The organism is Alkalihalobacillus phoenicis (assembly GCF_047302405.1).
In the GTDB taxonomy this organism is placed as follows: domain Bacteria; phylum Bacillota; class Bacilli; order Bacillales; family Bacillaceae_D; genus Alkalihalobacillus.
Genome location: NZ_CP154853.1, coordinates 956,129 through 981,515, shown reverse-complemented (window position 1 = coordinate 981,515; position 25,387 = coordinate 956,129). Strand labels below are relative to the sequence as shown.

The window sequence follows — 25,387 nt, the reverse complement described above, 5'->3', positions numbered from 1 at the left end:
TGCCCACTTGTCAATTTTGACCTTGGGACAGTTCCTTTAAATGGTTTATACACATTGAAAAGAAGCAATTCTCCTTGTATCGATTCCAAAATAGCTCCAGCGGAAGAAACTCCAACGAAATCCAGCTACAGAAGTTCGACCAATAAAGGTTGGATAAAACCAAAATGAGTCACCATTATTTAGCCGAATAAATGTAAAGCGATATAAACAACCTCTTAAACCACCTGGATCAACCGCAAAAGCAGTTGGACCGCTCGCTTGTAAAACACTTATATCTGGTGGAGGTGTCGTCGGTGGTTGTGCACTCCCAGGTGCTCCTGGTGAAGTGTGGGGTGGTCCACCTGGTCCTGGTCCAAATGGAGGCGGTGCTGACGGTGCTCCACCTGGCCCTGGTCCAAATGGAGGAAAAAAGGAACCTCCACCAAAAAAAGGACTCCCTCCTGTTCCCGGTCCACTAAACGGAGGGAAGTTCCCAAAAATCTGACGTTGATTATACATAAACTAATCTCCTTTCATCAAATGAATTGATATAATTTATGCATCTGCCTATGTATACGTGAATTATCGTCCTTTACTTTTATGCTCTTGATAACAAAGTCCTAAAGGAAATACGGCACTATCAAAATAACACCTACTAATGAGCATACAAATATAAGAATAAAACATTCAATCTATAATTAACTATAGCCTCCTGATACAGGTTTCTATATAATTAAGAAGAAATACGACTTTTTATAATTTTCTTTTTTTTCGAGAGGTGAAATTATGGCTCAAAACAACACCCTTAAGAGCTGGGTGATAAACTTCTTATTTTATTATAAGTACCATACACTTCTAATTATTGTCATTAGTATTCTTTCCTTTTTTATTCTTTCTTCTTTATTTGCCGAAGAAAAAGTTGTACACGATTACAACAGCGATAAACCGCCTTTACATATCCTCATTTTCGGAGAGTTTGAGGAGGATAAACTAGAAGAGATTCATGCCCAAATTAATATGCTTTTTCCATTATGGGATCCCATTCATCTTGAATTCGTTTATGCTCCGACTGAAATTATGGAATACAATGACCTTGCAAGCTTTTATCAAAATCAAGTCGTGATTCAAGAAACCGAACCTGATATATATATATTCGACGAACATTATTATCAACAATTTGTCGAAAATGGTCCTTTTTTAGATACTCGTTTTTTACAAATGAATATTCCACTCGAAAAACAATTGCCCATAACAGGGACAGAAAGTGAGCAACTATTTTATTACGGGATTGACGTAAATAACTTTTCACCTTTTCAATTATTAGGGGATCAAGATAAGTTTTTACTGATTCATAAGTCAACAAGCCGGATAGATTCTGTTGAACAATTTCTACAAAAATTATTGTATGGGGGATAAACCGCGGTAACTCCACTTGATACTTTCCTAAGTATGTTAAAAAAGAGCTGTCCCATAAAGTCGATTTGTTGACCTTTGGGGCAGCTCCATCTTTTTAACGAATATGCAAACAAACGGGCTTATGTATTCGATTTAAGGAACATGTTTCTTCCAGAATTCCATTACCTGCCACTCTTAATAAATGAATCGAATCTGTCCGTTCATTCGCTACTAAAATTGAATCACCACTTGGATCTATTTGAAAGTTTCTTGGCCATTCCCCTGTCAGCATTGTATGATCGATCAACATTAATTCCCCTTCCTCATTTATTTGAAAAGTGGACAAACTATGATGCCCGCGATTAGATGTAAAAATGAGACGTTCTGTTGGATGTAAATGGATATCGGCCCCATAATTATCCCCTTTAAAACTCTCTGGAATTGTTCTTATTTCTTGAAAGAGAGATAATTGAACCTTACTTTCATCCAAACGAAAGGCGGATACAGTCGACTGATGCTCATTGACAACATATACCGTTTTCGTTAATTCATCAAACGTAAAATGTCTTGGACCCGTACCTTCAGCCATTGCCACTTCATGTGTATACAGAAGTCGTTGCTCTTCTTGTTCCCAACGATATAAAAACAAACGATTTAATCCTAGATCAGGGATTAAATAAAGGTTAGAAGTTAGCCGTTTGATTTGATGAGGATGAGACACGCCCCCTAAATCATTAAATTCTTCCAAGGCTACTAGCGTCTGCAGTGATCCATCGTCATCAAGAGAAAAGGCGGATACGTTCCCTCCTCCATAATTAGCTGCAAATAAAGTTTTCTCCTCTTTAGATAAGGTTAAATAACAAGGTGACGAACCTTTTGTTTTTTTTCGATTCATTTCTATTAACTCTATTTGCCCGCCATGATACTTTAATTGATAACTGACTACCTCTCCATCCTCTACTTCACTAACAGCATATAACCGATCTCCCTTTTGATTAACCGTCAGATAGGATGGGTTCTTAATCCCAGACACTCCACCGACTTTAAGAAAGGCATTTATTTTCTCTTCATAGCGAAAAATGACAATCGCCTCTTCTGTTGCTTCATTATAAGTACCAATAAAAAGATAGCTCTCCTTATTCCTTACTGTCATCATTCCACCTCCTATTCTTCTTATCCTTTTACCGCTCCAGATGTCGCTCCTTTTTCGAATGTTTTCTGGGCAAGTAAATAGAAAACAATAACAGGTATAACTGTTAAAATAATCGCTGCTGTCATTAATCCGTAATCTGTTCCATATTGTGAGCTAATATTAGCTAAAAGCACGACAATTGGGGCTACCTTTTCTTGTGGAACTAGTACTAATGAGGTAAATAAATCATTATAGGACCATAAAAAGACAAACGTTCCGACTGTCGCAAAAGCTGGTAATGAAATCGGGAGAAAAATTCTTGTGAACATTTTCCAGCGATTACAACCATCCATTACAGCTGCTTCTTCTAATTCTTTCGGAATCGTTGCCATATAACCACTAATCACTAATATCGCAAAAGGGATATTTGCTGCCGTAATCGGAATAATAAATCCTAAATGGGTATTTACAAACCCCATGCTAATCATCATTCGATAAACAGGCACAATCGTCGCAAAAGCCGGAATTAAAAGACTAGCTATTAAAGCGGTTTGAATAAAACCTCTGAACCGAAATTTCATTCGTGACATCGCAAAAGCAGCTAATCCACCAAACATAAGGGCTAACAATACAACAGAGCCACTCATAATAAAACTATTTAAATAGCTTCTACCAATATCGACTGTATTAAAGGCATTTAAATAGTTTTGTAAAGTAGGATCAGAAGGTAGAGCAAAGGTATCCGTTATAATCTCTCTTGAACTTTTAAAAGAGTTCAAAAACACCCAAACTAAAGGAAAAATGGTGGTCACTGCCCAAGCGGACAAGCAAATATAAACAAACAAACGACCATATTTAGATTTATGAATATATCTATCTTGAATTTTCTCCCAAAAAGTCAGTTTATTTCTTTCTATTTCGGTCATACTGAAACACCACTTTCCATTAATATGTTACTTCTTCACGTTTTAATAACTTATTGGTCACAAACGCTAAAGTTAACCCGATCACAACCATTAATATGGATAAAGTCGCCCCATACCCCATCGCATTATCAACGATCGCTTTTTGATACATATATGTCCCTAACACTTCTGATTGCCTTGCCGGACCGCCACGCGTAATAATATAAACAAGCTCAAAGATTTTTAAAGCTCCTGTAATCGCCAAAATTAAACATGTTTTCATATCCGATACGATTAAAGGTAACGTTATTTTGGTCATTCTTTTCCAACCCGTAATTCCCTCTAATTTTGCTGCCTCATAAAAATCATCAGGAATTTTAGCAATCGCTGTTAAAATAATGATGAAATAGAAACCAACATAATGCCAGATCGTTGGAATCGCCACCATATATAAAGCCGATGATTCCGTTAACCAAACTTGCCTCTCTAAACCAAAACTAACTAAAATTTCATTTAATAACCCATTACGATAATTATAAATTAAGGAAAAGAGTAAACCGATTGCTGCCCCAGAAATGACAATTGGAAAAAAGAATGTGGTTCTAAAAAAACCGGCTCCTCGTTTAATCGAATCCACCATGACAGCTAATACTAAGGCAATCCCAACTTGGAAGATCGCCACATATAACATCAGTTCTAACGTATTAAGAGCGGCATTTCGAGCAATTTGGTCATTAAATAGACGAATGTAGTTATCAAAACCAATAAAAGTCGAATTAAAAAAACCGTCCGTGCGATAAAAGCTCAACTTAATATTTTCAAAAAACGGATAATATAAAAAGATACCGGCCATTAATAATGCTGGTGTCATAAATAAAATGATATAAAGTCTATCGCCCTTCATAGGAAGCTCCTTTATTTCAAAATCGTTTACCTTGCCAAGTTAAACAATGACAAGGTAAACATCTGTTTTGTTTTTTAACCTGCTTTTATTCCATTGCCGCTGCTTCTTCGACTACTTGCGTCCCTGTTTTTGAACCATTCACTACTTCAGGAACACTTTGACGCATATGGGTAAAAGCCTCCGCATAAATTCAATCATTAATAGGTAGCTCAACAGCTGGTGCATCGGCCACTAATTTATGTCCGTCCGCTAAATGGTCTTCTAAATCAGTTAATTCACCTTTTGCAGGCGGTTGACCTGTTGGCTCAACTAAACGAAGTAAAATCTCTTCTGATGTAACATAATTAAAGAAGTCAACAACCGCATCACGTTTATTATCATCTTCATAAGATTCAGTACTAATAAACCAACCCGAAGAAGATCCTCCAACGAGCTCACCATGTTGGAATCCATCCGCATAACCTGGCATTGGTAATACTTTCACTTGGTCTGCAATACCCGCTTCATTTAACTGACCCCAGAACCATGAACCTTCAAAAATCATCGCCGCTTGCTCTTGTTTAAATAACTCTGCAGCTAATCCTAAATCAAGTGTAGCCGCATCAGCTGGAAATGCTCCTTTTTCCGCATGTTCAGCAATTTTATCTAAACCAGAAGCCCATGCTGGATTTTGATCGGATAATTCAGCACGATAAGCGTCCATCCCACCCGCAGCTAACACATAATGCTCTACAACATAATAAGAAGCTTCTGTTGAGGCCGCGATCGGAATAATATTGGTTTTCGCAAACTCTTCAATCGCTTTTTCATACAACTCCCAAGTCGTTGGCAATTCAATTCCATGCTCTTCAAATAGTTTTTCATTCACAAAAATCGCTTCATAAAAACCTGATTGAGGAGCTGCATAAATGCCACCATCCTCATGTCTTTGTTGTTCTAACATGGAATTATAGCCTGATAAATCAATCCCATCAGCCCCATCTAAATTGATCACTTTTCCTTCATTAATAATTCCCTCGGCATCAACGGTATTAAAGAAAAACATCACGTCTGGTTCATTACCAGACGAATATTCTGTTTGAACCTTCGTACGAATCGTTTCAGCATCTGCTGATTGTGAATCATTGACAATCGTAATATTTGGATTCTCATCTTGGAACTCGGCAATCACTTCTTCAAATACTTTCCCCGATGGATCGGTTCCAGCCATCATGGTGACGACCCTTAACTCTACTTCCTCTGATGAAGCACTGTTGCTCCCACAAGCAGCTAAGAACATAACACATAAAACCATTAAAAATGATAGAAGGCCAAACTTTTTCTTTTGCATAAGAACTCCCCTTTATTAAATGATTTTATAAAAACAACTAAACGATTATAATGTTCAGTTGTCTATACCAAATAAACCTATCTTTAATCGAATTTCATTTATACCTAACTAAACCTAAAAGTAATAATGACAATAAATTCAGGAATATTCCAATAGTAAATTTGTCTTGTTTCAAAAATAAAAGGCTTACATTTAGTTTTATGACTTAAAAACCATCATTTAGCTTAAGTTAATTGAAAATATATTTTCAAAACCTTCTAAGTATTAACAACATTATAATGTTAATTGTAACACATGTTTTAAAATTTGGTATAACAATTTAAGATATTTTTTTCGACACCTTTTTATTAAATACTACATATTAAAAAATTCAGCTAATTGATATCTCTTTTAATATAGTTGTCTAGTCTAATTAAAACGTTTATTGCCATAAAAAGGAGAAATTAAGCAAAATTTATATTCTTAAGTTAGCATTTATATTCACACTTATAAATCTTGAAGTCTCTTGTATAGCCATATCGGCCCGTGCGTTTTATGAAGATAGAATGGGTTCCTGTTATAATCTTGGAAAGTAGTCTTTTGGTTACACATAAAAAAATCGCTCCTCTTTGGTTTGAAGTGTAATAACTCCATTCTAAAAGGAAAGAACGATTTTTTTATGCTTTTAAATAGAAATTGAAACTTAGCTAACGGGAGTGGGGCCGACTCCTGCGGGAATAGGGAAGGACGGGAGACCCCGCAGCATGAAGCGAGGAGGCTCCCGACTCACCCGCCTATTGTTGTGGGCATACAGCGAAGTGGAGTAAGACAAATTAAGCTCATATCCGATGTTTTCAGTGGCCTCAGGAAAGGGCAGGTAGAAATCCCCCCGGTGTTCCACGCTCGCCGGAAGGGGCTGAACCCTTCATTTTCATACCCTTTTGAGACAGCTCCATTTTTGACAAGATCTATGGCTCCTTCTATCAAAATAGAGCCATTAACATTCTCTCTCTTATTTTAGTATTTCCTTTGCAATCACGACTCTTTGAATTTGGTTAGTTCCTTCATAAATTTGCATGATTTTTGCATCACGGTAATATTTCTCGACTGGATATTCACGAATATAACCGTAGCCTCCAAAAATTTGAACGGCATCTGCTGCGACTTTAACTGCGGTATCCGCTGCAAAACATTTGGCATAAGAAGCACTTGTCATTGACGGTTTGCCCTTATCTAGTAAATATGCTGATTTATGAACCAAAAGCCTGGCTGCTTCGATATTCATGGCCATATCAGCAAGCATAAATTGGATCGCTTGATAAGAGGCAATTGGTTGGTTAAATTGTTTTCTTTCTTTTGCATAATTAATTGCTTCTTCATAAGCCCCTTGAGCAATGCCAAGAGACTGTGCCCCAACCATTGGTCTAGCATAAGAAAGGGCTTTCATAAAAATTTTAAACCCTTCCCCTTCTGCTCCAATACGATTTGTAATCGGTACTTTAACATCATGAAATTGAACGGAAGCTGTGTCTGATGCTCGTAATCCCATCTTTTTTTCTTTTGGACCAACTGTTAACCCTTCACTTTCCCGTTCGACAACTAGAGCTACAAACTCATTTTCACTTCCTTTAAGCTTTGTTAAGACGACATAAAAATTGGCTAAGCTCGCATTCGTAATAAAACACTTTTCACCATTTAACACATAGTTATCACCCATTTTTTCAACCGTCGTCCGTAATCCCATCACATCACTACCAGCTTGTGGCTCTGTTAATGCAAAAGCAGCATTTTCCTTTCGCTCCGTTAATCGAGTCAAAAATAGTTTCTTTAATTCTTCACTTCCGCCAACCATAATTGGGTATGAGGCAAGAGAATTAGCATCAACTGAAGTTGCAACACCTGCACAGCCACGGGCTAGCTCTTCAACAATTAAGGCATGGGATATTTTATCAATTCCAGGTCCACCATATTTTTCAGGAATAGCTAGATTAAATAAGCCAGTTTCACGAAGCTTATCCATAATCTCATTCGGATAGGCTTCTTCTTCATCATAATATCTAGCCATTGGATAAATTTCATGATTAACAAAATCCCTTGCCATTTCTTTTACTGCCAATTGTTCTACGGTTAACATAAAATCCATTTCTTTCACCTCTAGTTTCATTTCAAATCAACTAATCTAACTTGCTCTCTTCTCTTCCCTATTATCTTTCGTACGTTCCACCCAGTTACGTTCAATTAGAAAATACAATAATATACCGACAATTAACGCATGAGCTGCTCCATAAATCGCTAAGACAACTGCCATGATTAAAGCAACTCCTCTGGCAATTGGTGTTTTTACTTGCTCTAGCCCAACCGTAATACAAATATACCCTGTCAGGATTAACGTAATCGATAAGGCAATAGGCAAAAACGGTTGGAAAAACGTTACAAGCGGTAAAATAAATAGAGCAACTAAAAAGGTTAAAAGTAAAGTTCCTGCACCCGAATGAATCGATTCCATCGCCTTTTTCCCATACGTGTATCGTTCAGCAACGGAAGCCATCCCCGCTGTAAATATAGGCCCAGCTAATCCAGGGTGCGGGGCGAAAAAAGCATGAATCAGATTACGGATAAAAACAATGACATGAAGTTGGGAAACATTTGTATCCACTTTTTCATCTGGCCTTTTTTCGTTCGCCTTTTCTATTAACGTTTTCCCGACGATAATATCCCCGTAACCAATAACATAACCTAAAATGGCAAGAGGAAGAGCAAGCAAAAAAATCTCGAAGCTTGGAAAACCAACAACAAATGGTGTATAGTTCCATAGCTCAACGAAATTCGGAACCGTTATCCCCCATTCAAGTGTCGGACTCGGATATTCTCGCACAATCCAGCCGATGATAATCGCGATTAAAATCGATGGCATGATCCCATAGTTAGCTATAAACCCAGCAACATTATTACGTTGAATCAAACTTTTAAAAGTGGGAGAAAACATAACGAACAAACAAATAACCCCACCAATAATAAGAGAAATTGGTGTTTCAGCCACTGTCCCCCCTGCTTGAAATTCACCAAATAAAGCAGCTAACCCAGCCCCTATTAAAATACCTGATTTCAACGAGGTTGACAGGTTATTGACAATCCAGCGACCCATTCCCGTTATACCAAATAAGAGAAAGATAATAGCTACTAACAATTGTACGGCTACAAGGGCTTGTATCGCTTCTGGACCTGGTGTAAAGTCAGATAAAAAGATAACGAGTAAAGGGATAAGAGGTGTAATTAATCCTGACACGAAAGGAGAGCCCAACAATACTTGTAATAACATCGTCATTTGAAAAATAATCACAACGGCTAAAGCAGCATCAAAAGTCATTCCTACATAGTTCTGTAAGATTGGAATCATACTTAAACCAATTGAAAATAAAACAAACCCTTGAATAATTTCAGGTCCTTCTAGTCGGTAATGAATAAAAGGAAATCGTAACTTAAATGGACCAAATTGCCAATAAGGCTGCTCACTACCTTCTTTTCGTTTATATAATGACATATTTTTCTCCCCTTTTATCATGGTTTCACCTCACTTAACTCTTATCACCTTATGAAAACGCTAACATTTAAGGGCAATGTTAAAAGATCGGATAAATCAAATAACACCTCGGTTCCGAAAAAAAAATCGACTCCCAACCATTATTCTGCCATTAACGAATCTTCGTATTATCTATTTTCCCTTTAATGATTTCTTGTAAAGCCATCTTTTTAATTTTTCCGCTCGCCGTCATTGGCAATTCATCTAAATGAATAAATTGATCCGGAATTTTATAAGGAGCAATCAAATCTTTTAAGTACAACTTCATTGTATGGCTGCTTTCTCTATGACCTTCTTTATATTTAATAACTGCGACAGAAACCTCTCCCATAACCGGGTCCGCAACACCAACGATCGCCACTTCAAGTACACTTGGATGTTTGTAAATGAGTTCTTCAATTTCGCGTGGATAAATATTATAGCCTCCGCGTATGATCATTTCTTTTTTTCGTCCAACAATTCTGACATATCCTTGGTTATCAATCGTTGCCAAATCGCCCGTATAAAACCAACCTTGATGATCAATCGCCTTGGCTGTTTCTTCCTCCATTTTAAAATATCCTTTCATTACACCGATTCCTCTTAATGCGAGTTCACCAATTTCACCGTTAGCCAACTGTTCACGTTCTGCTCCAACAACTTTAACATCTCCACCCGGAAGTACTTTCCCAACTGTTTCTGTCCGGTGTCTTACATCATCTTCAAAACTCGTCATGGTAAAACTCGCAGCAGACTCTGTTAAACCGTATGAGATCACAACATTACAACCCATGATGCTTCGAATTTTTTTTACAATTTCTTCTGGACATGGCGCAGCAGCAATAATCCCTGTTCTCAAAGATGATAAATCGTAGTTTAGCAGCTCATTGGAACTGAGTTCTAAAATAAACATCGTTGGTACTCCGTGATAAACGGACACTTTTTCTTGTTCAATTAATTTTAATGCTTCATCTGCCTTAAATCGTTCCATAAAGACCATTTTTGCTTTAGCCGTGACGGTTGACAAAATACTTGGAACCATACCGAATACATGGAACACGGGGACCGCGACAAGAAAGACATCTTCATGAGTACATTCCATCTGCTCTACAGTGACTCTCGCTGCGGCAATCACATTAGAATGCGTTAACATCGCTCCCTTAGGTTTACCCGTTGTACCAGACGTGTAAAGAATGGAAAAGACATCTTCATCTGGGTCTATCTTGATAATGGGAGCATGTAGTTTTTGACCAACCACAAGTAAATCTTGATAGGATTTCAATGATTCACGCTCTGTTCGTACCGTAAAGATAGATTCCAATCTAGAATTTGAATCCTTATTTTGAAGCTTTTCCTCTAACAAATCTACATGATAGTCAGCCGATAAGATAGCTGCCTTCGCTTCTGAGTTTTCAACGATGTAACTCATTTCTTCAGAGTTATAGCGTGTATTACAAGGAACTAAAATCGCTCCAATATGAGCAATACTAAAATACAGGACAACAAACTCATGCCAGTTCGGAAGGCTGACAATGACACGATCGCCTTTGTTTATTCCTTGTTTACTAAGAGCTGCACTGATTAATTGAACATCATTATAAAGTTCACGATAAGTCATTCGTTTATATTGGTCGAAAATCACTTCATGATCGGGGTATTCTCTAAATGCAGCCTTCAATACATCTGTTAAAGAATCATTTTTGCTCATAAAGTTCAGCCTCCCTTATCTATTATAATCGTTCCCAAATCGCAGCAATTCCTTGGCCACCACCAATACATGCAGCTGATACACCATATTTTTTTCCACGTCTTCCTAATTCATAAATGAGAGATAAAGAGATTCTTGCCCCACTCGCCCCTAGCGGATGTCCAAGTGCGACCGCTCCACCGTTCACATTGCCAATCGTCGGATCAAAACCTAGTTCTTTTTGACAAGCTAAATATTGGGCAGCGAAAGCTTCATTGATCTCGATTAAATCAAGAGCCTGCAAAGTAAGTCCTGCCTCCTTTAAAGCTGCACGAATCGCTGGTGCGGGACCAATCCCCATAATCGTAGGATCAACTCCGACAATACTATAAGAAACTAATCTTGCAATTGGTTTTAAATCATTTTCGGCAGCGTAATCAGACGAAGTTAAAACCATCATCGCAGCTCCATCATTAATTCCACTTGCATTTCCAGGTGTCACAACTCCATCTTTAATAAAACGTGCCGGCAACTTCGCTAGTTTCTCTAAGCTCGTTTCTCTTGGATGTTCATCGCGAGCAATCGTAATCTCACCTTTTTTCGATTTCATCGTAATCGGCGTAATTTCTTTAGCAAATACCCCGTTCTCAATCGATGCTAGTGCTTTTGTTTGGCTTCTTAAAGCGAATTGGTCAATTTCTTCTCGGGAAATCTCATATTTTTTTGCTAGGTTCTCAGCAGTTACGGCCATCGAACAGCCACTATACGAATCATTAAGAGCTTCCCATAAATAATCTTCCATTTTCGCTTGCCCAAGCGGGAGCCCCCATCTAGCTCCACGAATAACATGTGGGATTTGACTCATATTTTCTGTACCACCAGCTAATGCAACTTTTGAACGATTTAATTTAATCGACTCTGCCGCTGTTAATAAAGCCTGTAAACCAGAACCACATAAGCGGTTAACTGTCAATCCAGGTGTTTCTGTACGCACCCCCGCCTTTAAACCAATATGTCGGCTTAAAAATATCGCATCTGTACTTGACTGAATCACATTTCCAACGACAACATTATCTATTTCTCCTGCATCGATTTTAGCTCGATTCATCGCTGCTTTGGCCACTTCAGCCCCCATATCGATCGCTGATAAATCTCTTAAAGACCCTCCAAATTCAGTAAAAGCGGAACGAGCTCCTTCAATAACGACAACATCACTCATCTTATAAACCTCCCTTTATTTTCCCATATAAATCGGTTTTCTTTTTTCAACAAAAGCCGTCATTCCTTCTTTACGATCTTCTGTTGCAAAAGCGGTTTGAAAACACATTCCTTCAATTGTTAGTCCTGCTTCTAAGTCCACATCTGCTCCACTATTGACAGCTGTTTTTAGCATCCGCATTGCTACAGCAGGCTTTTGAGCTAATTTACCGGCCCACTTTTGTGCTTCTTTTAATACCTCATAAGGCTCGACTACTTTATTAATCAGTTGAATTTGTTCCGCTTTTTTTGCATCGAACATATCACCAAAATATAATAATTCCTTTGCGGTACCTTGACCGACGATTCGTTGTAGACGCTGTGTCCCTCCCCCGCCCGGAATAATGCCTAAACCAACTTCAGGAAAAGCAAATTTTGCTTTTGATGAGGCAATTCTTAAATCACAAGCAAGAATGAGTTCCAATCCACCGCCAAGGGCAAGTCCATTAATCGCAGCAATGACTGGTTTGCTTGATTTTTCAACTTGCGAATAGGCTGCTCGAGACACCGCACTCATTTCGAGCATACCAACTCCATCAAGGGATAACATTTGATGAATATCAGCCCCAGCCACAAATGCTTTATCCCCACTTCCTGTTAATACTATCGCCTTAACTTCTTCCTTTTGCTCTAACTCGACAAACATAGTCGTCAATTCTAGAAACACTTGACTATTAAGGGGATTTAAAGGGGGACGATTGATGAAAACGGTTGCAACACTCTGTTCAATTTCACAAATTAAATATTCATAAAGGCTCATCGTCTACCTCCGTTTGAATTATTTTTATAATCGTAAAATCCTGCTCCAGTTTTTCTGCCAAATAGACCAGCTCTTATCATTTGTTTTAATAATAAAGGCGGGGCAAAGCGGTCATCATTAAATTCCTCTTTAAAATATTCCATAACATGATAGCCAATATCAATACCTGCATAATCTTGTAACGTAAAAGGTCCCATCGGATAATTTAAACCGAGCTGAACGGCTTTATCAATATCTTCTGGTGAGGCTACACCTTCTTCAACTAACTTTATCGCTTCAATAAATTGCGGAATCATAATCCTGTTCACAATAAATCCAGGTGTGTCTTTTTTCACTTCAACATATTCCTTATTAATATCGTGCGAAAAACCCTTTAACATCTCCATTGTTTCGTCATTCGTTTTTAACCCTCTCACAATTTCAACAAGCTTCATAATTTGAGCTGGGTTAAAAAAATGCATACCTGCCACTTGTTCGGGACGCTCTGTCGCAGCAGCCAAAGCCGTAATGGACATAGAAGAAGTATTGGACGTTAAAAAGGTATGCTCAGGTACAATTTTATCTAGTTTTGAAAACACCTCTTTTTTTATATCTAAATCTTCAACCACAGCCTCGATCACTAAATCAACTTGATGTAAATCATGTAAATCCGTTGTTGTCTTTATGCTTTCTAAAACATCCATTTTTTGTTCTACCGTCAATTTCCCTTTTGAAATGCTTTTATCCATAAATTTGTTAATTCTTGCCATTCCTCTTTCTAAAAACTGATCTTTTACGTCATGTAAAATTACTTGAAAACCAGAGAGTGCGACTTGGTTAGCAATACCACTTCCCATTGCTCCAGCACCTATGACTGCTACCGTTGTTATACCCATACCCTCAACTCCTTGTTTGCATTTGAATATGTTTTTATTATAGTAGGGAGAAGCTACGAACAGACATCGTCATAATATAGGAAACTAATTTTATCTTTCCAACATCTTGTAGGATGGATTCACAGAATTTAAGTCATATAACTTTAGAGCGAGCATTAAATTAAAACGAACGTCTGAATCATTCAGACTGAGCGACAACAGACTTTCCATTTTCTCTAAACGATACAATAATGAACTGCGGTGAATATAAAGAGCATCTGCTGTTTGTTGGATATGTCCGTTATTATTCAAATACATTCGTAACGTAAAAAATAAATCGACCTTCCTTTCCTCAGAATAAATCAAAATAGGGTCTAAATACTTTTGGATAAACAAAGTTGACACTTCTTGACCTTTTACTTCATGCAATAAAACATAGGAATCGAGCTCTTCATAATAAGCCAATCCTTTTTTCGACATATGATTCATCGCGATACTTAAAGCTTGTTTTGCTTGTTGATAACACAAAAAATAATCACGCAAATATGTTGTCACCCCACCAACTCCAATAAAAAGACAGTAAGGCCACTTCTCCAGCACTAACCATGATCTCATTTTTTGATAGAATTCTTGATAAAATTTTTGATAGTCTTTGCCTTCTTTTTTATGAGGAATGATAATCACATATTCCTCAGCTATATTTGATAACAGCATATCTTTATCATAAATAGCTAACCTTTCTTTTAATAAATCACTTAGCTTGGTTCGCATCTCTTGTCGTTTAAGGACATTGTCATCATCCGTCTGTTTGAATTGAATGGATAACGAAACAATCCGATGTTTTGCGAATAAATCCCAATTAAACAAATGAGCATACTGAATGATTCGGTCTTGTTGTTCAATCTTCTCCACTAGCAACTCTTGTACAAGACTTTGTTTCATTTGTTCTTTTGCATCAACCATTCTTTTCTGTTTAATAAATTGCACCGAATATATATTTCGTGCAAGTTCAATGCTTAATCGAACTAAATGATCAATTTCCTCTTTTTCGATTGAAAGGAATAAATAACCTAATAACTGACCCCCACCATGAATCGGCCATACTGAAAATGCGATATTATCAACAACTAAGTCTTTATCCGTTTCGAGTAAATTTTTTTCCTTCATCTGAGTTAATAAATTGAAAAACCTCTCCTTTTCAATCGGTCCACATTCATGAGAAATCGGTCTCATAAATCGATCTGTTAAAATAACAGCAGACTGAAATAATTGAGTAATTTGTTTTGTAATTCCTTCAAAATTATCCGCGTTAATGGTCTCTTTCATTAACGATTGCTGATATTGTAAAATCTCATTTAACCTTACCTTATGAGCTCTTTCATTCTGATAAAGCCGCCCATTTTCAATCATGACAGAGACGTGATTCGAGAGGAGATCAACAAATTGACGATCATCATCAGTAAAATAAGCATCGTTATGTTCAATATGAATAACACCAATTGTATTTAAATCCACTATTAACGGAATCGATAACTGACATTCACCGACAAGCCCTAAATAAGGAAAGGAATTTTTCAATTGATTACTAGAATCAACATAGACAAATTCTGGCCCTCTTCCCTTTCCATAAGTAGAAGCTTGTTTTTCAAAACAATTTTTATGCTCATTATATAAATACATATAGGCATAATTGGCATTTGTCCCTTTGGCAGCTCGCTCCAATATATTATGTATAACCTCATCCAAAGAAGAATCGATCAGCAAATTATGACTCAGCCAATCCATTTCGAGCCACTTTTGTTTTTGATTTATCTTTTGCCTCACTAACGAAATGGATAAAGCAATATCCTTACCAAACTCCTCAAACACTTTTTCCATTTCCATAAAAAGGGGAATGTTTTGGCGATAACCAATCACACAAATTCCATAAGAGTTCATTTCATCCTTGATCGGCACCGTAAACCAAGTCGATAAGTCTTGCTGCTTCAAAAGCTTAGCAAAAGGATAACGAATTAAGTCACTATTTTGCTGAAACGTTAAACATTCATTCATTATATGTGTCGGGCAATCTTCCATTGAAAAATTAAGTTCCTGCAGTGCTCCTGTTGCCCCTGTGACAACTTTACAAAATAAAACTTGCTCGTCTTTTAAAAAGATCCCAACAAATTCTGTTGATAACTCAGCCTGAAAGGAATCGATCAAATATTGTAATGTCTCCTCTTCCGAATCAAATTGAACGAGATGCCTTGCCGTTTTTCGTAAATGCTGCTCAATTCTTTTAATAAGCTTTCCTTTTTTGTTCTCCCGTTTCTCCATTTGAACTCACCCTCTTGTCCCAGATTGATATTCATTATGTTTTTTTGATTAAGATTCCGAATTCGTAATATCCCTCTTCGATAAGGAGTAAAAAAATCCTCTATTAGACTGCCCTTAATAGCGAGATTCGTACCGTAATTTTGTCAACTCAGCTTTTTCATTACCTATCTGCCCTTATCCACACCATAATCCCACCACCTCTGCAATACTAAGTGAACATCTTCCCCTATAAAAGAGGCTACTCAAAAGATCACTTGACCTCTTGAGTAGCCTCTTTATAACTTTTACCTTTATTCTGTCTCATTTATTACCAAGCAGCAATGGCCCCGTCCGTTCTGAATTCGGTACCACCTTGTAATACTCCTGTTTTTGGATCTCGCCAAATAATTTGACCCCTTCCAAATGAACTTGTATCTAAAGCGATGGAAACTTGATGACCTTTTCTTTCTAGTTCTTGGGCAAGATGAAGAGGAAAATGTGGCTCTACCATCACTTTTTTTCCTTCTAACCATTGCCACCTTGGTGCATCCAGAGTTGCTTGTGGATTTAATTCGGCATCAATCGTATTCATAATCACTTGGACATGACCTTGAGGTTGCATAAAACCACCCATCACCCCAAATGGTCCAATCGCTTCATGATCTTTTGTTAAAAATCCTGGGATAATTGTATGGAATGTTCGTTTTCCACCTTCTAGTCTATTATCGTGATTTGGGTCAAGTGAAAAATTATGTCCTCGATTTTGCAGGGCAATACCTGTTCCAGGAACAACGATTCCAGAGCCGAAACCCATATAATTACTTTGGATGAAGGAAACCATATTCCCTTCTTCATCAGCGGTCGCTAAATAAACCGTTCCACCTTTTGGAGGGGTTCCCGCTTCTGGTACCTCCGCCGTATCTGTCATTTTCGCTCTTCTCATCATCGCATATTTTTCTGACAATAAGCTACTTACAGAAACAGACATTTTTTCAGCATCGGTTATGTATTTTAATCCATCCGCAAACGCTAATTTCACTGCTTCGATTTGTTTATGATAACGGTCAATAGACTCATAGCTTCCAAACTGATAACCTTTTAACGTACTTAAAGCTAATAGGGCGACTAGACCTTGCCCATTAGGCGGGATTTCCCACACGTCATAGCCACGATAGTTCACATGAATTGGTTTGACCCATTCTGGCCTATATTTAACTAAATCCTCTTTTGTTAAAAATCCATTATATTGGTTCGAAAAAGCAGCGATTTTATCTGCTAATTCGCCCCGATAAAAACTCTCTCCATTTGATTCTCCAATCGAACGCAATGATTTCGCATGGCCAGGCGAGGACCATATTTCGCCAATTTCAGGTGCTCCCCCGTTCGGAGCAAAAGTATCAAACCAATTTTGAAACTCCTCACCCTCCCATGAATTCTTGTAATGACGATAGGCTCTTGCCCACATTTTTCCGAGCACAGGTGAAATCGGAAAACCTTCTTCTGCATATTCAATCGCTGGTTTTAAAACTTCAATTAATGGCAACTTACCAAAACGCTTTGACAGTTCCGCCCAAGCGGCTGGTGCTCCTGGAACAGTAACTGGAATCCAGCCATGTTTTGGCATTTCAGAATAACCTCGTTCTTTAACAGCCTCAATTGAGATATTTTTTGGTGAAAACCCACTTGAATTTAAACCATGCAGCTCTCCTTTTGTCCAAACTAAAGCAAAAGCATCACCACCGATGCCATTTGATGTCGGTTCCACTACAGTTAAACAAGCCGCTGTCGCAATCGCCGCATCAATCGCATTTCCCCCTTGTTTTAAAATTTGTAAACCAGCCTCAGCAGCAAGCGGTTGAGAAGTCGCTACCATCCCTTTTTTCGCAAAAGTCGTCATTCTTTGTGATTGGAATGGATAGTTCAGTTGGTCAATGTTCTGCATTTTTTCACTCCTCTTATAAATACTAAATTCTTTACATTGTTCCTAGTGAACCAATTAAAGCTATTTTTTTCATTCTCATACACCTCCTTATTTTACAATAATAATCCAATTAATTCATTTAATATTCAGAACAAAAAAAGAAAGGAAGTGATTTAATCAAAATCAGCTCCTTCCGCTTTTGCTTATTTTTCTATTCTATTCAAACTATATCCAATAGAATTTAAGGCCTCTTCAACTGTTTTTACATATACTGCATTTAATCCTTCAAGTTGTGCCCTTACTTCCCCTCTTGAAACGAGCCATTTGGGTACGCCTGCAATAAAAACCTCGCTCCCCATTATATTGAGGGCCATAACGAGCTTTTTTAAAACATCAGGAAATTGATTTTCAGACAAAAATAGTTGTGATAAGTCAATAATGAAATGGTGTATTCTAAATTCAGCTGCATAAGAAAGAGTATCTTCAAGAATCTTTTGGCTACGAACTTCATTAATGTTTCCTTGTAAAGATAGGATTGCTAACCCTTGCTTTATTGGAATAATTGGGCAACTAATCATCTCAAGATCACGCGATGTTTCATCAAGATGAATTAAAAAGGATAAGATATCTGCCATGTTTTTAAGAAAATGTATTTCCTCATTTGAAAAACTTCGCTCTGCTTTATCCATCACACATAATGTTCCAAATACATTGCCATAAATGTCTCTTAAAGTGACACCAAGAAACCCCTTCACTTTTAATTGCTCTGTAACTTCTAACTCCCTCGTTAAATTGAAAGTCGCTAAATTATTCGTTGTCATCACATCATCTTTATTTTGAATAATCAATCGACAATATGTATCTCCATACTGCACTTGATAACCTTCTGGAATAATTAACTCTTCTTTATTGAAGGAGCTTAAGACCATCATCGCATGCTCGTCTTTTCTCGTAACATAAGTTGTATTGACATTTAATCTATCACTAATTAATTGAAAAAGTTTTTTTGATACTGTAACCAACGCATTGTGACTCTGGCTGTTTTCTTCTAGCACGAGGTCCCTCCTTTTTTTTGTATTCATTATGACATTAATATAAATACAAAAGTGTTCATAACGCTTTTCGTTTTCATAACAAATAGTACTTCTAGAGACTTACGTTATTGCTGTTTACCTTTAGCATAAGTTGGGTAAAGCAATTAATCATATAGGACGGTTAGATCATCTTGTCCTAAACAGCCTTTTATTCTTTTAAGCTATAAGAAGTTAGGATTCTACTGAACCTTCTTTCTGGATACATATAAGTATAGAGCTTTTCTTTATTATAATGGAAATGTAGATAATTAAAACTAATTTTCTCCATTTATCATTTTACAGCTTTTGAAACAGTTAAAAAACTGACTAAAGTACGTTATTAAAGTTAGAAGATGGAGGGGGGTTACAAAAATGCTTGTTATGATGGCGATTGGAGTGGGGTTACTCATTGGTTTTATGATTTTATTCTTAACTAGAAAGCTAATAATCTTTCAAAAACCAAAAGTCATTATTTATTTTCCTAGTTTACTGATGGCCAGCTTATCGCTAGTTTTTATTCTCATTAATTTGCTCTTTTTCCAAGGGTTTGCTGAGACTATCTATTTATTTTTTTTCACCACCATTTTCTTTGTCACGATTATTACATGGATGTATGCCAAAATGATGGTTGAGCAATATCGCTGAAATAAGCATAAATCGAAAATGATTAATCCTTAAAAAATTCCTGAATAAAAGTGGACGGAAGGAAAATCCTTCACATCCACTTTTCAGAGGTGTTTTCGAACATTTGTTTTTAGATACCTCCAATTTGGCCTACTCCGCCAGCTGCATACCCTACGCATTCCGCGGGTGAACCTGGAGCCTCCTTCCGTAGGGGTCTCCTAGTATTTCTTTGGCTCCGTTTGGTCATTAAGAACCTGTATACAAATTACAACCTTCCCTCTCTAATAATGGCGAATAAATACCATTGCTCCTCTTCCTTCTCAAACATAAACCGTAATTTTTGTTTCCCACTTTCAGACTCTGTTGCGGCGTAATCAATAAAAACAGCTCTTGGGTGAGCTTTGATCAACTGCTCAATACGACCTTCTTCTTTTTCAATTTGGTGCAAGAGAACTTCTCGATAATCAATATCATATTCATTTTGATCTTTAAATAAATACTGTGAAACATAGTCATTTAGATTTAAATTTATTTCTTGCCCTTCTTGATCATAACCCCAGATATACTTGTCTTTTTTCTTATATTTTGTAAATTGTTCTCCTGTAAAGACGGTTTCATATACACTTGATGTCTCAGCATCCATAAAGGAAACAAAGGTGAGGTTTTTACTTGGATGAGTGACATCCGCTAATGATTCATATTGGTGATTTTTAAGCTTTTGGAATGTATCTTCTGCCAACCCTAACAACCACTGAGAATCTTCTACCGTTAACGGTTCCCCCTCCTCTACTTGTTCATGCTCTCCCACTAAGATTGATGCTTCGTCCTCATCTGATTGTTTCGTTTCTTCGTCTAGTTCGGTTGTTGTTTCTCCTTTAACATTGTCACTTGATTGACATGCACTTAAACTAAAAACTAGGATAATTAGAACGATAATATTCAGAGTCGTCTTTTTCACATCAATTCCCCTTTACCGATAGATTGTCTAACGATATTCATATGTCCATATATATAAAATTAGACATCAACTAAACAATTCCTGTTAGTTGTATAAAGATGGGAAATTAGATGCGGTCCTTTCATTCGTATTTCTAAATTAGCACGCTAAAAATTATTCGACCTCAATTGGCTTTAATAGAAGCGTTTCCCCACTCGGCTCCGTCATGACGGTTTTATGGTAGTTTCCATTAATCCAGTCTTCAAATTGATCATCGTACCATTTGCTTTTGACATGTTCTGATTGTCCTGGACCGACTATGTGATAAGCTTCCGTTGAATGTTCCATATCAATGACAAATCGCCATGATGCCCCGTGATTGACGACCCCATTATCACGGAAGGCTGCCGCTTGAACCGTTACTTGACTACCAGCAACAGGAAGGCCACCTTTTGAATTGAATAAATAATTTAAAGGAGATACATTTGATAATGGATGAGTAAAGTGTACTTGATGGAAGTCCCCCCATTTCCATTGATTCATATTAGAACCTTCTGCCGCTTCGATTTGATCAAGTGTCATCTTAAGTGCTTCTGTTAAAACATCCTCCAAACCACCTGCTTCTTCCACCCATGGTCCAGGATTACCTGCCAATGCCCGCCGCAGGAGCTGATCAACAGCAGCACGTTCACCATTAAAGAGATCACGCATTTCTTCTGGAACTTGTTCATTAAATAAAACATCAGCGATTTTCCTCATCCAAATATTAAATATATAAGGAGCTGCTTGATCGCTCTCGTCAAAATAATCCCATTCGGCTAAGATTTTTAATGCTTCCTTTTCCCTTTCTCCCTCCACTTGATTTAAAACCTCCATAAAAGCAGGAATAAATTCTTCCGCATGTAAGTTTTTAATATCCATTTGTAAATCGATCATGTCTTCTGCCGTGAAATTCTTTTCGGAATTTAATACTTCTACAATCCGTAACTGTCGGTAAGGTTGGGCCCAATGATGACTAATATGATATGGGTATTCATCACTGATGACTTTATTGTTTGCCGTCGCGATAAATCCTTCTTTTGGATTAACTAAGCTCGGCAACTCATCAAATGGTACATAACCATCCCATCCATACTCATCTGTCCAGCCAGGAACAGGTAATAACCCATCGCCCTTTTTACGAATCGGAATTTTTCCATTTGCTTTAAAGGCAATATTTCCATCTGTATCAGCTACAACAAAGTTTTGCACAGGTGTATGAAAATCTAATAATCCCTCTTCAAACTCTTCCCAGTTTTTAGCTTTATTCATATTTAATAACGCTTCTAATTCAGTCGATGGTTCAAGTGCGGTCCATTGCATAGAAAGAACCGTTTCACTTTCCGTCACATCTGCAAACTCAGAAATAACAGGACCATGACGAGTAACTGTCACTTCATAATCAACGGTTTCTTGCCCTTTCACTTTGATCGGCTCTGGAATCACTTCGGCCTCTTCCCATTCTCCATTGTATAAATATTGATTCGGATTTTCTGGATTTCTTTTTTCAATATATAAGTCTTGCACGTCTGGTCCTGTATTCGTGACACCCCATGCGACATTTTCGTTATGCCCTAATATAATTCCAGGAACGCCCGCAAAAATCACGCCACTCACATTGACTGTCGGAGCCTCAAGATGCATCTGATACCAAATGGATGGCGTTGCTAAACCTAAATGGGGATCATCTGCTAGTAACGGCATCCCACTCTCTGTTTTCTCTCCGCTTAGGACCCAGTTATTACTACCATTATGTTCGTGGGGAATGACTGCATTTGCAAAAGCTTTCGGAAAATCTAGCTCTTCAACACTGATAATATAAGGAGCATCCTCTGGATATTCAGGAAATAAATCATAGGCTTTTTCCTCTTCAAAACTTTGGATTAAATATTGCCTAAACGCTTGATTTTCCCAATGGCCCCCTAGATCATAAGCCATAAATTTTCCAATCGTTAAAGAATCAACAATCGTCCATTCTTTCGGTTCATAGCCAAGAATCGTAAACTCAACAGGCCACTTTCCATTTTGACGTAATTCTTCAATGTATAAGTTCACACCTTGTGAGAACGCTTCCAAAACATTGATTCCTTCACTAGAATAAACTTCAACAGAATCCTCTGCGGCTCGTCGTAATCCTAACGTCCGAAAATATTTATCATTCTCAATCGAAGCCTCACCAATAACTTCACTTAATGTACCTGAAGCTTGCCTGCGACCTAGATCCATTTGAAAAAGGCGATCTTGTGCTTGTATATAACCTTGAGCAATATATAGATCCTGTTCATTAGTCGCATTAATATGTGGGACACCATTTTCATCACGAATGACTGTGACCGGTTCGCTCAAATGCTGTAAGGAGATTTCTCCCGTAATTTGCGGTAAAGAACGATTCAAAAATAGATTGGCTGCAACTAAGACTACGATGACTAAAAAGACAAGTCCTGCACCAGTCCATAACAGACCTTTTTTCCACCTTTTCGTTGCTTTTTTCTTCACAATAACCGTTTCCAACTAACCCTTCCCCCTTTTCTAAATTACTACCTCTTACAGGATTCTTTATTTAATGCCCATTCCCCTGTTTATCTATGAAAATTTCTATAGATAAAAAGTGATCTATAGTATCATGGAGTCATTTTCTATTTGCGGGCGACCGGATAGTAATAAATACCACTGAAAAAGTCTCTTTCCCACCTTTAACTAAGAAGAATCACAAACCATTAGATGAACCACTATGTTTTCAGCTTTCTTTCTTTAACCAAAACGAAGCCAGCGCAATACCCGGAGACTCCTGCGGGAGAAGTGAGACACGGGAGACCCCGCAAGCGAAGCGAGGAGGCTCCCGGTTCACCCGCGGAACACGTAGGGTATGGAGCTGGCGGAGTATTACTAACTCATGTAACCTTATTTTAACGAGTAGACCCAATAGTAAGGCTCACTAGTTTGCCATGGAAAGAAAGATCCATTTTCACGATTTCTCTCCATACATCAGAAAAGGCCAACCAAAGTGATGACTTTATGGTAGCCCTACTTTCTAACCTATTAAAATAATGCTTGCCTTTCATTTGAAAACTCGAAGAAAAATGGCAGGACAAGTAAAGTGATGATAAGAAAGGAAATCGCAAAACAAGTATAAATCCCAAAAGAGTCAACTAGATTAAACACAATAAAACCTGGAAACAAAATAAACACGACTGTTGGAATACCTGTTCTGACATTGCTTTTGGTCGTTAAATATTGTTTCGTCTCACAAGCTGGGCATTTCCTTTTCCAATAATATTGAAGCGACTCTTTATAACTAAATAAATGCTGGCACGTTGCACAAGTAGGTAACTTCATACCAATCCCCCCTTCCCACTATTAGACAGCTATTATGAAAATTTTAACATATCAATCATCTAGCACTCAATTATCGATAAAATCTCCTAATCATAGAAAAATGAAAATCTAGTAAATTTTTTATACTAAATCACAACTGTTCAGAATAAACTCTCTTAACGACCTATTTAGGGAGGGATTTTTTGCGACACTTCAGAACGAATCAAAAAGTGATAAGACAAGCAACGATTTTTTTTACGGTCATAATGGTCAGCATCTTTATTATTCTCACGAGTATTGTGACCTTAACCGATTTTCACTCCAAAAACATTCACCGTGGGATTGAAGGTGTAAAGAGCACCTTTTTATTAGATTTTATGAGTATGGAAAACCAATATTTTGGACAAGCTCTTCCCGCCGATTACAAATCACCATCTGTTGGTGGAATCGCATTTGAATTAGCGACCAATATCGAATTAGGTGATTTTCGTTCCTTGTTAGGAAGGGAAGTACCAGGACTTAATAGTCGGGATGTCCGTATCATTGTTGCCGGAGAAGGAACTGATATTACAAATCTTCCATATGAATCACCAGCACCATTAGAGGTCATTCTCGAAGAACGAGAAACGGTCAAAGATTGGGTCGATGAGGAAGAAGAACAAGCAGAAACCCCAACAGTAGAACCCGATGATGAGCCCGTTGTTCTCATTTATCATAGCCATAGTTGGGAGTCGTTCCTACCACATTTACCAGGAGAAAATGATTTTAATCGTGCCACAAGTAACGATGTCAATATTGTAAACGTCGGCGAACATTTACAAAAAGAACTAGAAAAATATGGGATAAAAACGATAATTGATACAACAAATATGACCGAGCTTTTAAATAACTTAGGAGAAGGAACCGGTTATTCTTATCACGCCTCACGAGAGATCGTTAAAGATTATCTAAATGAATATGAAAATATTGACTATATAATCGACCTACATCGTGATTCAGCACGATATGATATTACGCACGCCGAGATTGATGGGGAAGATTACGCTAAATTATTTTTTGTTGTCGGTGAAGCTCATCCGAATTATGAAGTCAATGAAGCTTTAGCAAAAGATTTAAATAGTCGACTACAAGAGTGGGACAAAAACATTACACGAGGGATTTTTGGAAAAGATAAATCTCAGGGAAATGGAATTTATAATCAAGATTTAAGTGCGGGAGCGATTTTACTTGAATTTGGTGGCGTCGATAATCATATGAACGAATTACATCGGTCCGCTGAGGTCTTTGCTGAGATCTTTAGTGAATATTACTTTGAACAATTGGAGGAAGAATAAGTTCTACTCTAAAAGGCTCTTTCAAATGGTACTAGCATCATTTGAAAGAGCCTGATTACTTTCTTTCAATCTTTTTATAAAAACCTTATTGACAATTCAGCTAAAAGC

20 protein-coding genes are annotated in these 25,387 nt (G+C 37.5%); 3 read left to right on the top strand and 17 right to left on the bottom strand.

The features are described from left to right. Positions 1 to 45: 45 nt before the first annotated feature. The gene (locus tag AA0017_RS04560; RefSeq protein ID WP_413379922.1) at positions 46 to 498 is read right to left on the bottom strand and encodes a hypothetical protein; all 453 of its coding nucleotides are present in this window, start codon (positions 496 to 498) and stop codon (positions 46 to 48) included. 267 nt (positions 499 to 765) lie between these two features. On the opposite strand from AA0017_RS04560, the gene AA0017_RS04555 reads away from it, so the two are divergent. Continuing rightward, positions 766 to 1,395, top strand: a complete 630-nt coding sequence (locus AA0017_RS04555) for a hypothetical protein (protein ID WP_413379921.1) — start codon at positions 766 to 768, stop codon at positions 1,393 to 1,395. 94 nt (positions 1,396 to 1,489) lie between these two features. Here AA0017_RS04555 and AA0017_RS04550 read toward each other — a convergent pair whose 3' ends face one another. The 13 genes from AA0017_RS04550 to AA0017_RS04490 all read right to left on the bottom strand — a co-directional run bounded on the left by AA0017_RS04550 (position 1,490) and on the right by AA0017_RS04490 (position 19,012). Next, positions 1,490 to 2,527, bottom strand: coding sequence for a lactonase family protein (locus AA0017_RS04550; protein WP_413379920.1), 1,038 nt, complete (start codon positions 2,525 to 2,527; stop codon positions 1,490 to 1,492). A 20-nt stretch (positions 2,528 to 2,547) separates the two neighbouring features. Continuing rightward, positions 2,548 to 3,432 carry a carbohydrate ABC transporter permease gene (locus AA0017_RS04545; protein ID WP_413379919.1) on the bottom strand — a complete coding sequence of 295 codons (885 nt, stop codon included), beginning with the start codon at positions 3,430 to 3,432 and terminating at the stop codon, positions 2,548 to 2,550. Between the two features lie 19 nt (positions 3,433 to 3,451). Then, entirely contained in the window at positions 3,452 to 4,315 is an 864-nt protein-coding gene (locus AA0017_RS04540; RefSeq protein WP_413379918.1) for a carbohydrate ABC transporter permease, read from the bottom strand. 190 nt (positions 4,316 to 4,505) lie between these two features. Beyond that, positions 4,506 to 5,645 carry an ABC transporter substrate-binding protein gene (locus tag AA0017_RS04535; RefSeq protein WP_413379917.1) on the bottom strand — a complete coding sequence of 380 codons (1,140 nt, stop codon included), beginning with the start codon at positions 5,643 to 5,645 and terminating at the stop codon, positions 4,506 to 4,508. 991 nt (positions 5,646 to 6,636) lie between these two features. After that, a complete protein-coding gene (locus AA0017_RS04530) occupies positions 6,637 to 7,767 on the bottom strand; it encodes an acyl-CoA dehydrogenase family protein (RefSeq protein WP_413379916.1) in 1,131 nt (376 codons plus the stop codon). Positions 7,768 to 7,803: 36 nt separating this feature from the next. Beyond that, a complete protein-coding gene (locus tag AA0017_RS04525; RefSeq protein WP_413379915.1) occupies positions 7,804 to 9,165 on the bottom strand; it encodes a xanthine/uracil/vitamin C permease in 1,362 nt (453 codons plus the stop codon). 151 nt (positions 9,166 to 9,316) lie between these two features. After that, entirely contained in the window at positions 9,317 to 10,891 is a 1,575-nt protein-coding gene (locus AA0017_RS04520; RefSeq protein ID WP_413379914.1) for a class I adenylate-forming enzyme family protein, read from the bottom strand. A gap of 22 nt (positions 10,892 to 10,913) precedes the next feature. Then, on the bottom strand, positions 10,914 to 12,089 hold the full coding sequence (locus AA0017_RS04515) for an acetyl-CoA C-acetyltransferase (RefSeq protein ID WP_413379913.1): 1,176 nt from the start codon (positions 12,087 to 12,089) through the stop codon (positions 10,914 to 10,916). A gap of 15 nt (positions 12,090 to 12,104) precedes the next feature. After that, entirely contained in the window at positions 12,105 to 12,887 is a 783-nt protein-coding gene (locus AA0017_RS04510; RefSeq protein ID WP_413379912.1) for an enoyl-CoA hydratase-related protein, read from the bottom strand. Continuing rightward, positions 12,884 to 13,762, bottom strand: a complete 879-nt coding sequence (locus AA0017_RS04505; protein ID WP_413379911.1) for a 3-hydroxyacyl-CoA dehydrogenase family protein — start codon at positions 13,760 to 13,762, stop codon at positions 12,884 to 12,886. Before AA0017_RS04505 ends, AA0017_RS04510 begins: the two co-directional genes overlap by 4 nt. A 90-nt stretch (positions 13,763 to 13,852) precedes the next feature. Next, complete coding sequence (locus AA0017_RS04500; RefSeq protein WP_413379910.1) at positions 13,853 to 16,057, bottom strand: helix-turn-helix domain-containing protein; 2,205 nt, start codon at positions 16,055 to 16,057, stop codon at positions 13,853 to 13,855. Positions 16,058 to 16,364: 307 nt separating this feature from the next. After that, positions 16,365 to 17,978, bottom strand: a complete 1,614-nt coding sequence (locus AA0017_RS04495; protein WP_413379909.1) for a gamma-glutamyltransferase family protein — start codon at positions 17,976 to 17,978, stop codon at positions 16,365 to 16,367. A gap of 182 nt (positions 17,979 to 18,160) precedes the next feature. Further along, complete coding sequence (locus AA0017_RS04490) at positions 18,161 to 19,012, bottom strand: GAF domain-containing protein (protein ID WP_413379908.1); 852 nt, start codon at positions 19,010 to 19,012, stop codon at positions 18,161 to 18,163. Positions 19,013 to 19,402: 390 nt separating this feature from the next. Between AA0017_RS04490 and AA0017_RS04485 the strand changes: the two genes are divergently transcribed. Continuing rightward, complete coding sequence (locus AA0017_RS04485; protein WP_413379907.1) at positions 19,403 to 19,675, top strand: hypothetical protein; 273 nt, start codon at positions 19,403 to 19,405, stop codon at positions 19,673 to 19,675. Between the two features lie 244 nt (positions 19,676 to 19,919). Here the strand turns inward: AA0017_RS04485 and AA0017_RS04480 are convergent, their stop codons facing one another. From AA0017_RS04480 to AA0017_RS04470, 3 genes are all read right to left on the bottom strand, one after another. Continuing rightward, on the bottom strand, positions 19,920 to 20,612 hold the full coding sequence (locus AA0017_RS04480) for a hypothetical protein (protein WP_413379906.1): 693 nt from the start codon (positions 20,610 to 20,612) through the stop codon (positions 19,920 to 19,922). Between the two features lie 153 nt (positions 20,613 to 20,765). Next, complete coding sequence (locus AA0017_RS04475) at positions 20,766 to 23,141, bottom strand: penicillin acylase family protein (protein ID WP_413379904.1); 2,376 nt, start codon at positions 23,139 to 23,141, stop codon at positions 20,766 to 20,768. A gap of 528 nt (positions 23,142 to 23,669) precedes the next feature. Continuing rightward, positions 23,670 to 23,966 carry a TIGR04104 family putative zinc finger protein gene (locus AA0017_RS04470; RefSeq protein WP_413379902.1) on the bottom strand — a complete coding sequence of 99 codons (297 nt, stop codon included), beginning with the start codon at positions 23,964 to 23,966 and terminating at the stop codon, positions 23,670 to 23,672. Positions 23,967 to 24,148: 182 nt separating this feature from the next. Here AA0017_RS04470 and spoIIP point away from each other — a divergent pair, with 182 nt between their 5' ends. Beyond that, positions 24,149 to 25,279, top strand: a complete 1,131-nt coding sequence (spoIIP, locus tag AA0017_RS04465; RefSeq protein ID WP_413379900.1) for a stage II sporulation protein P — start codon at positions 24,149 to 24,151, stop codon at positions 25,277 to 25,279. Positions 25,280 to 25,387: the final 108 nt, after the last annotated feature.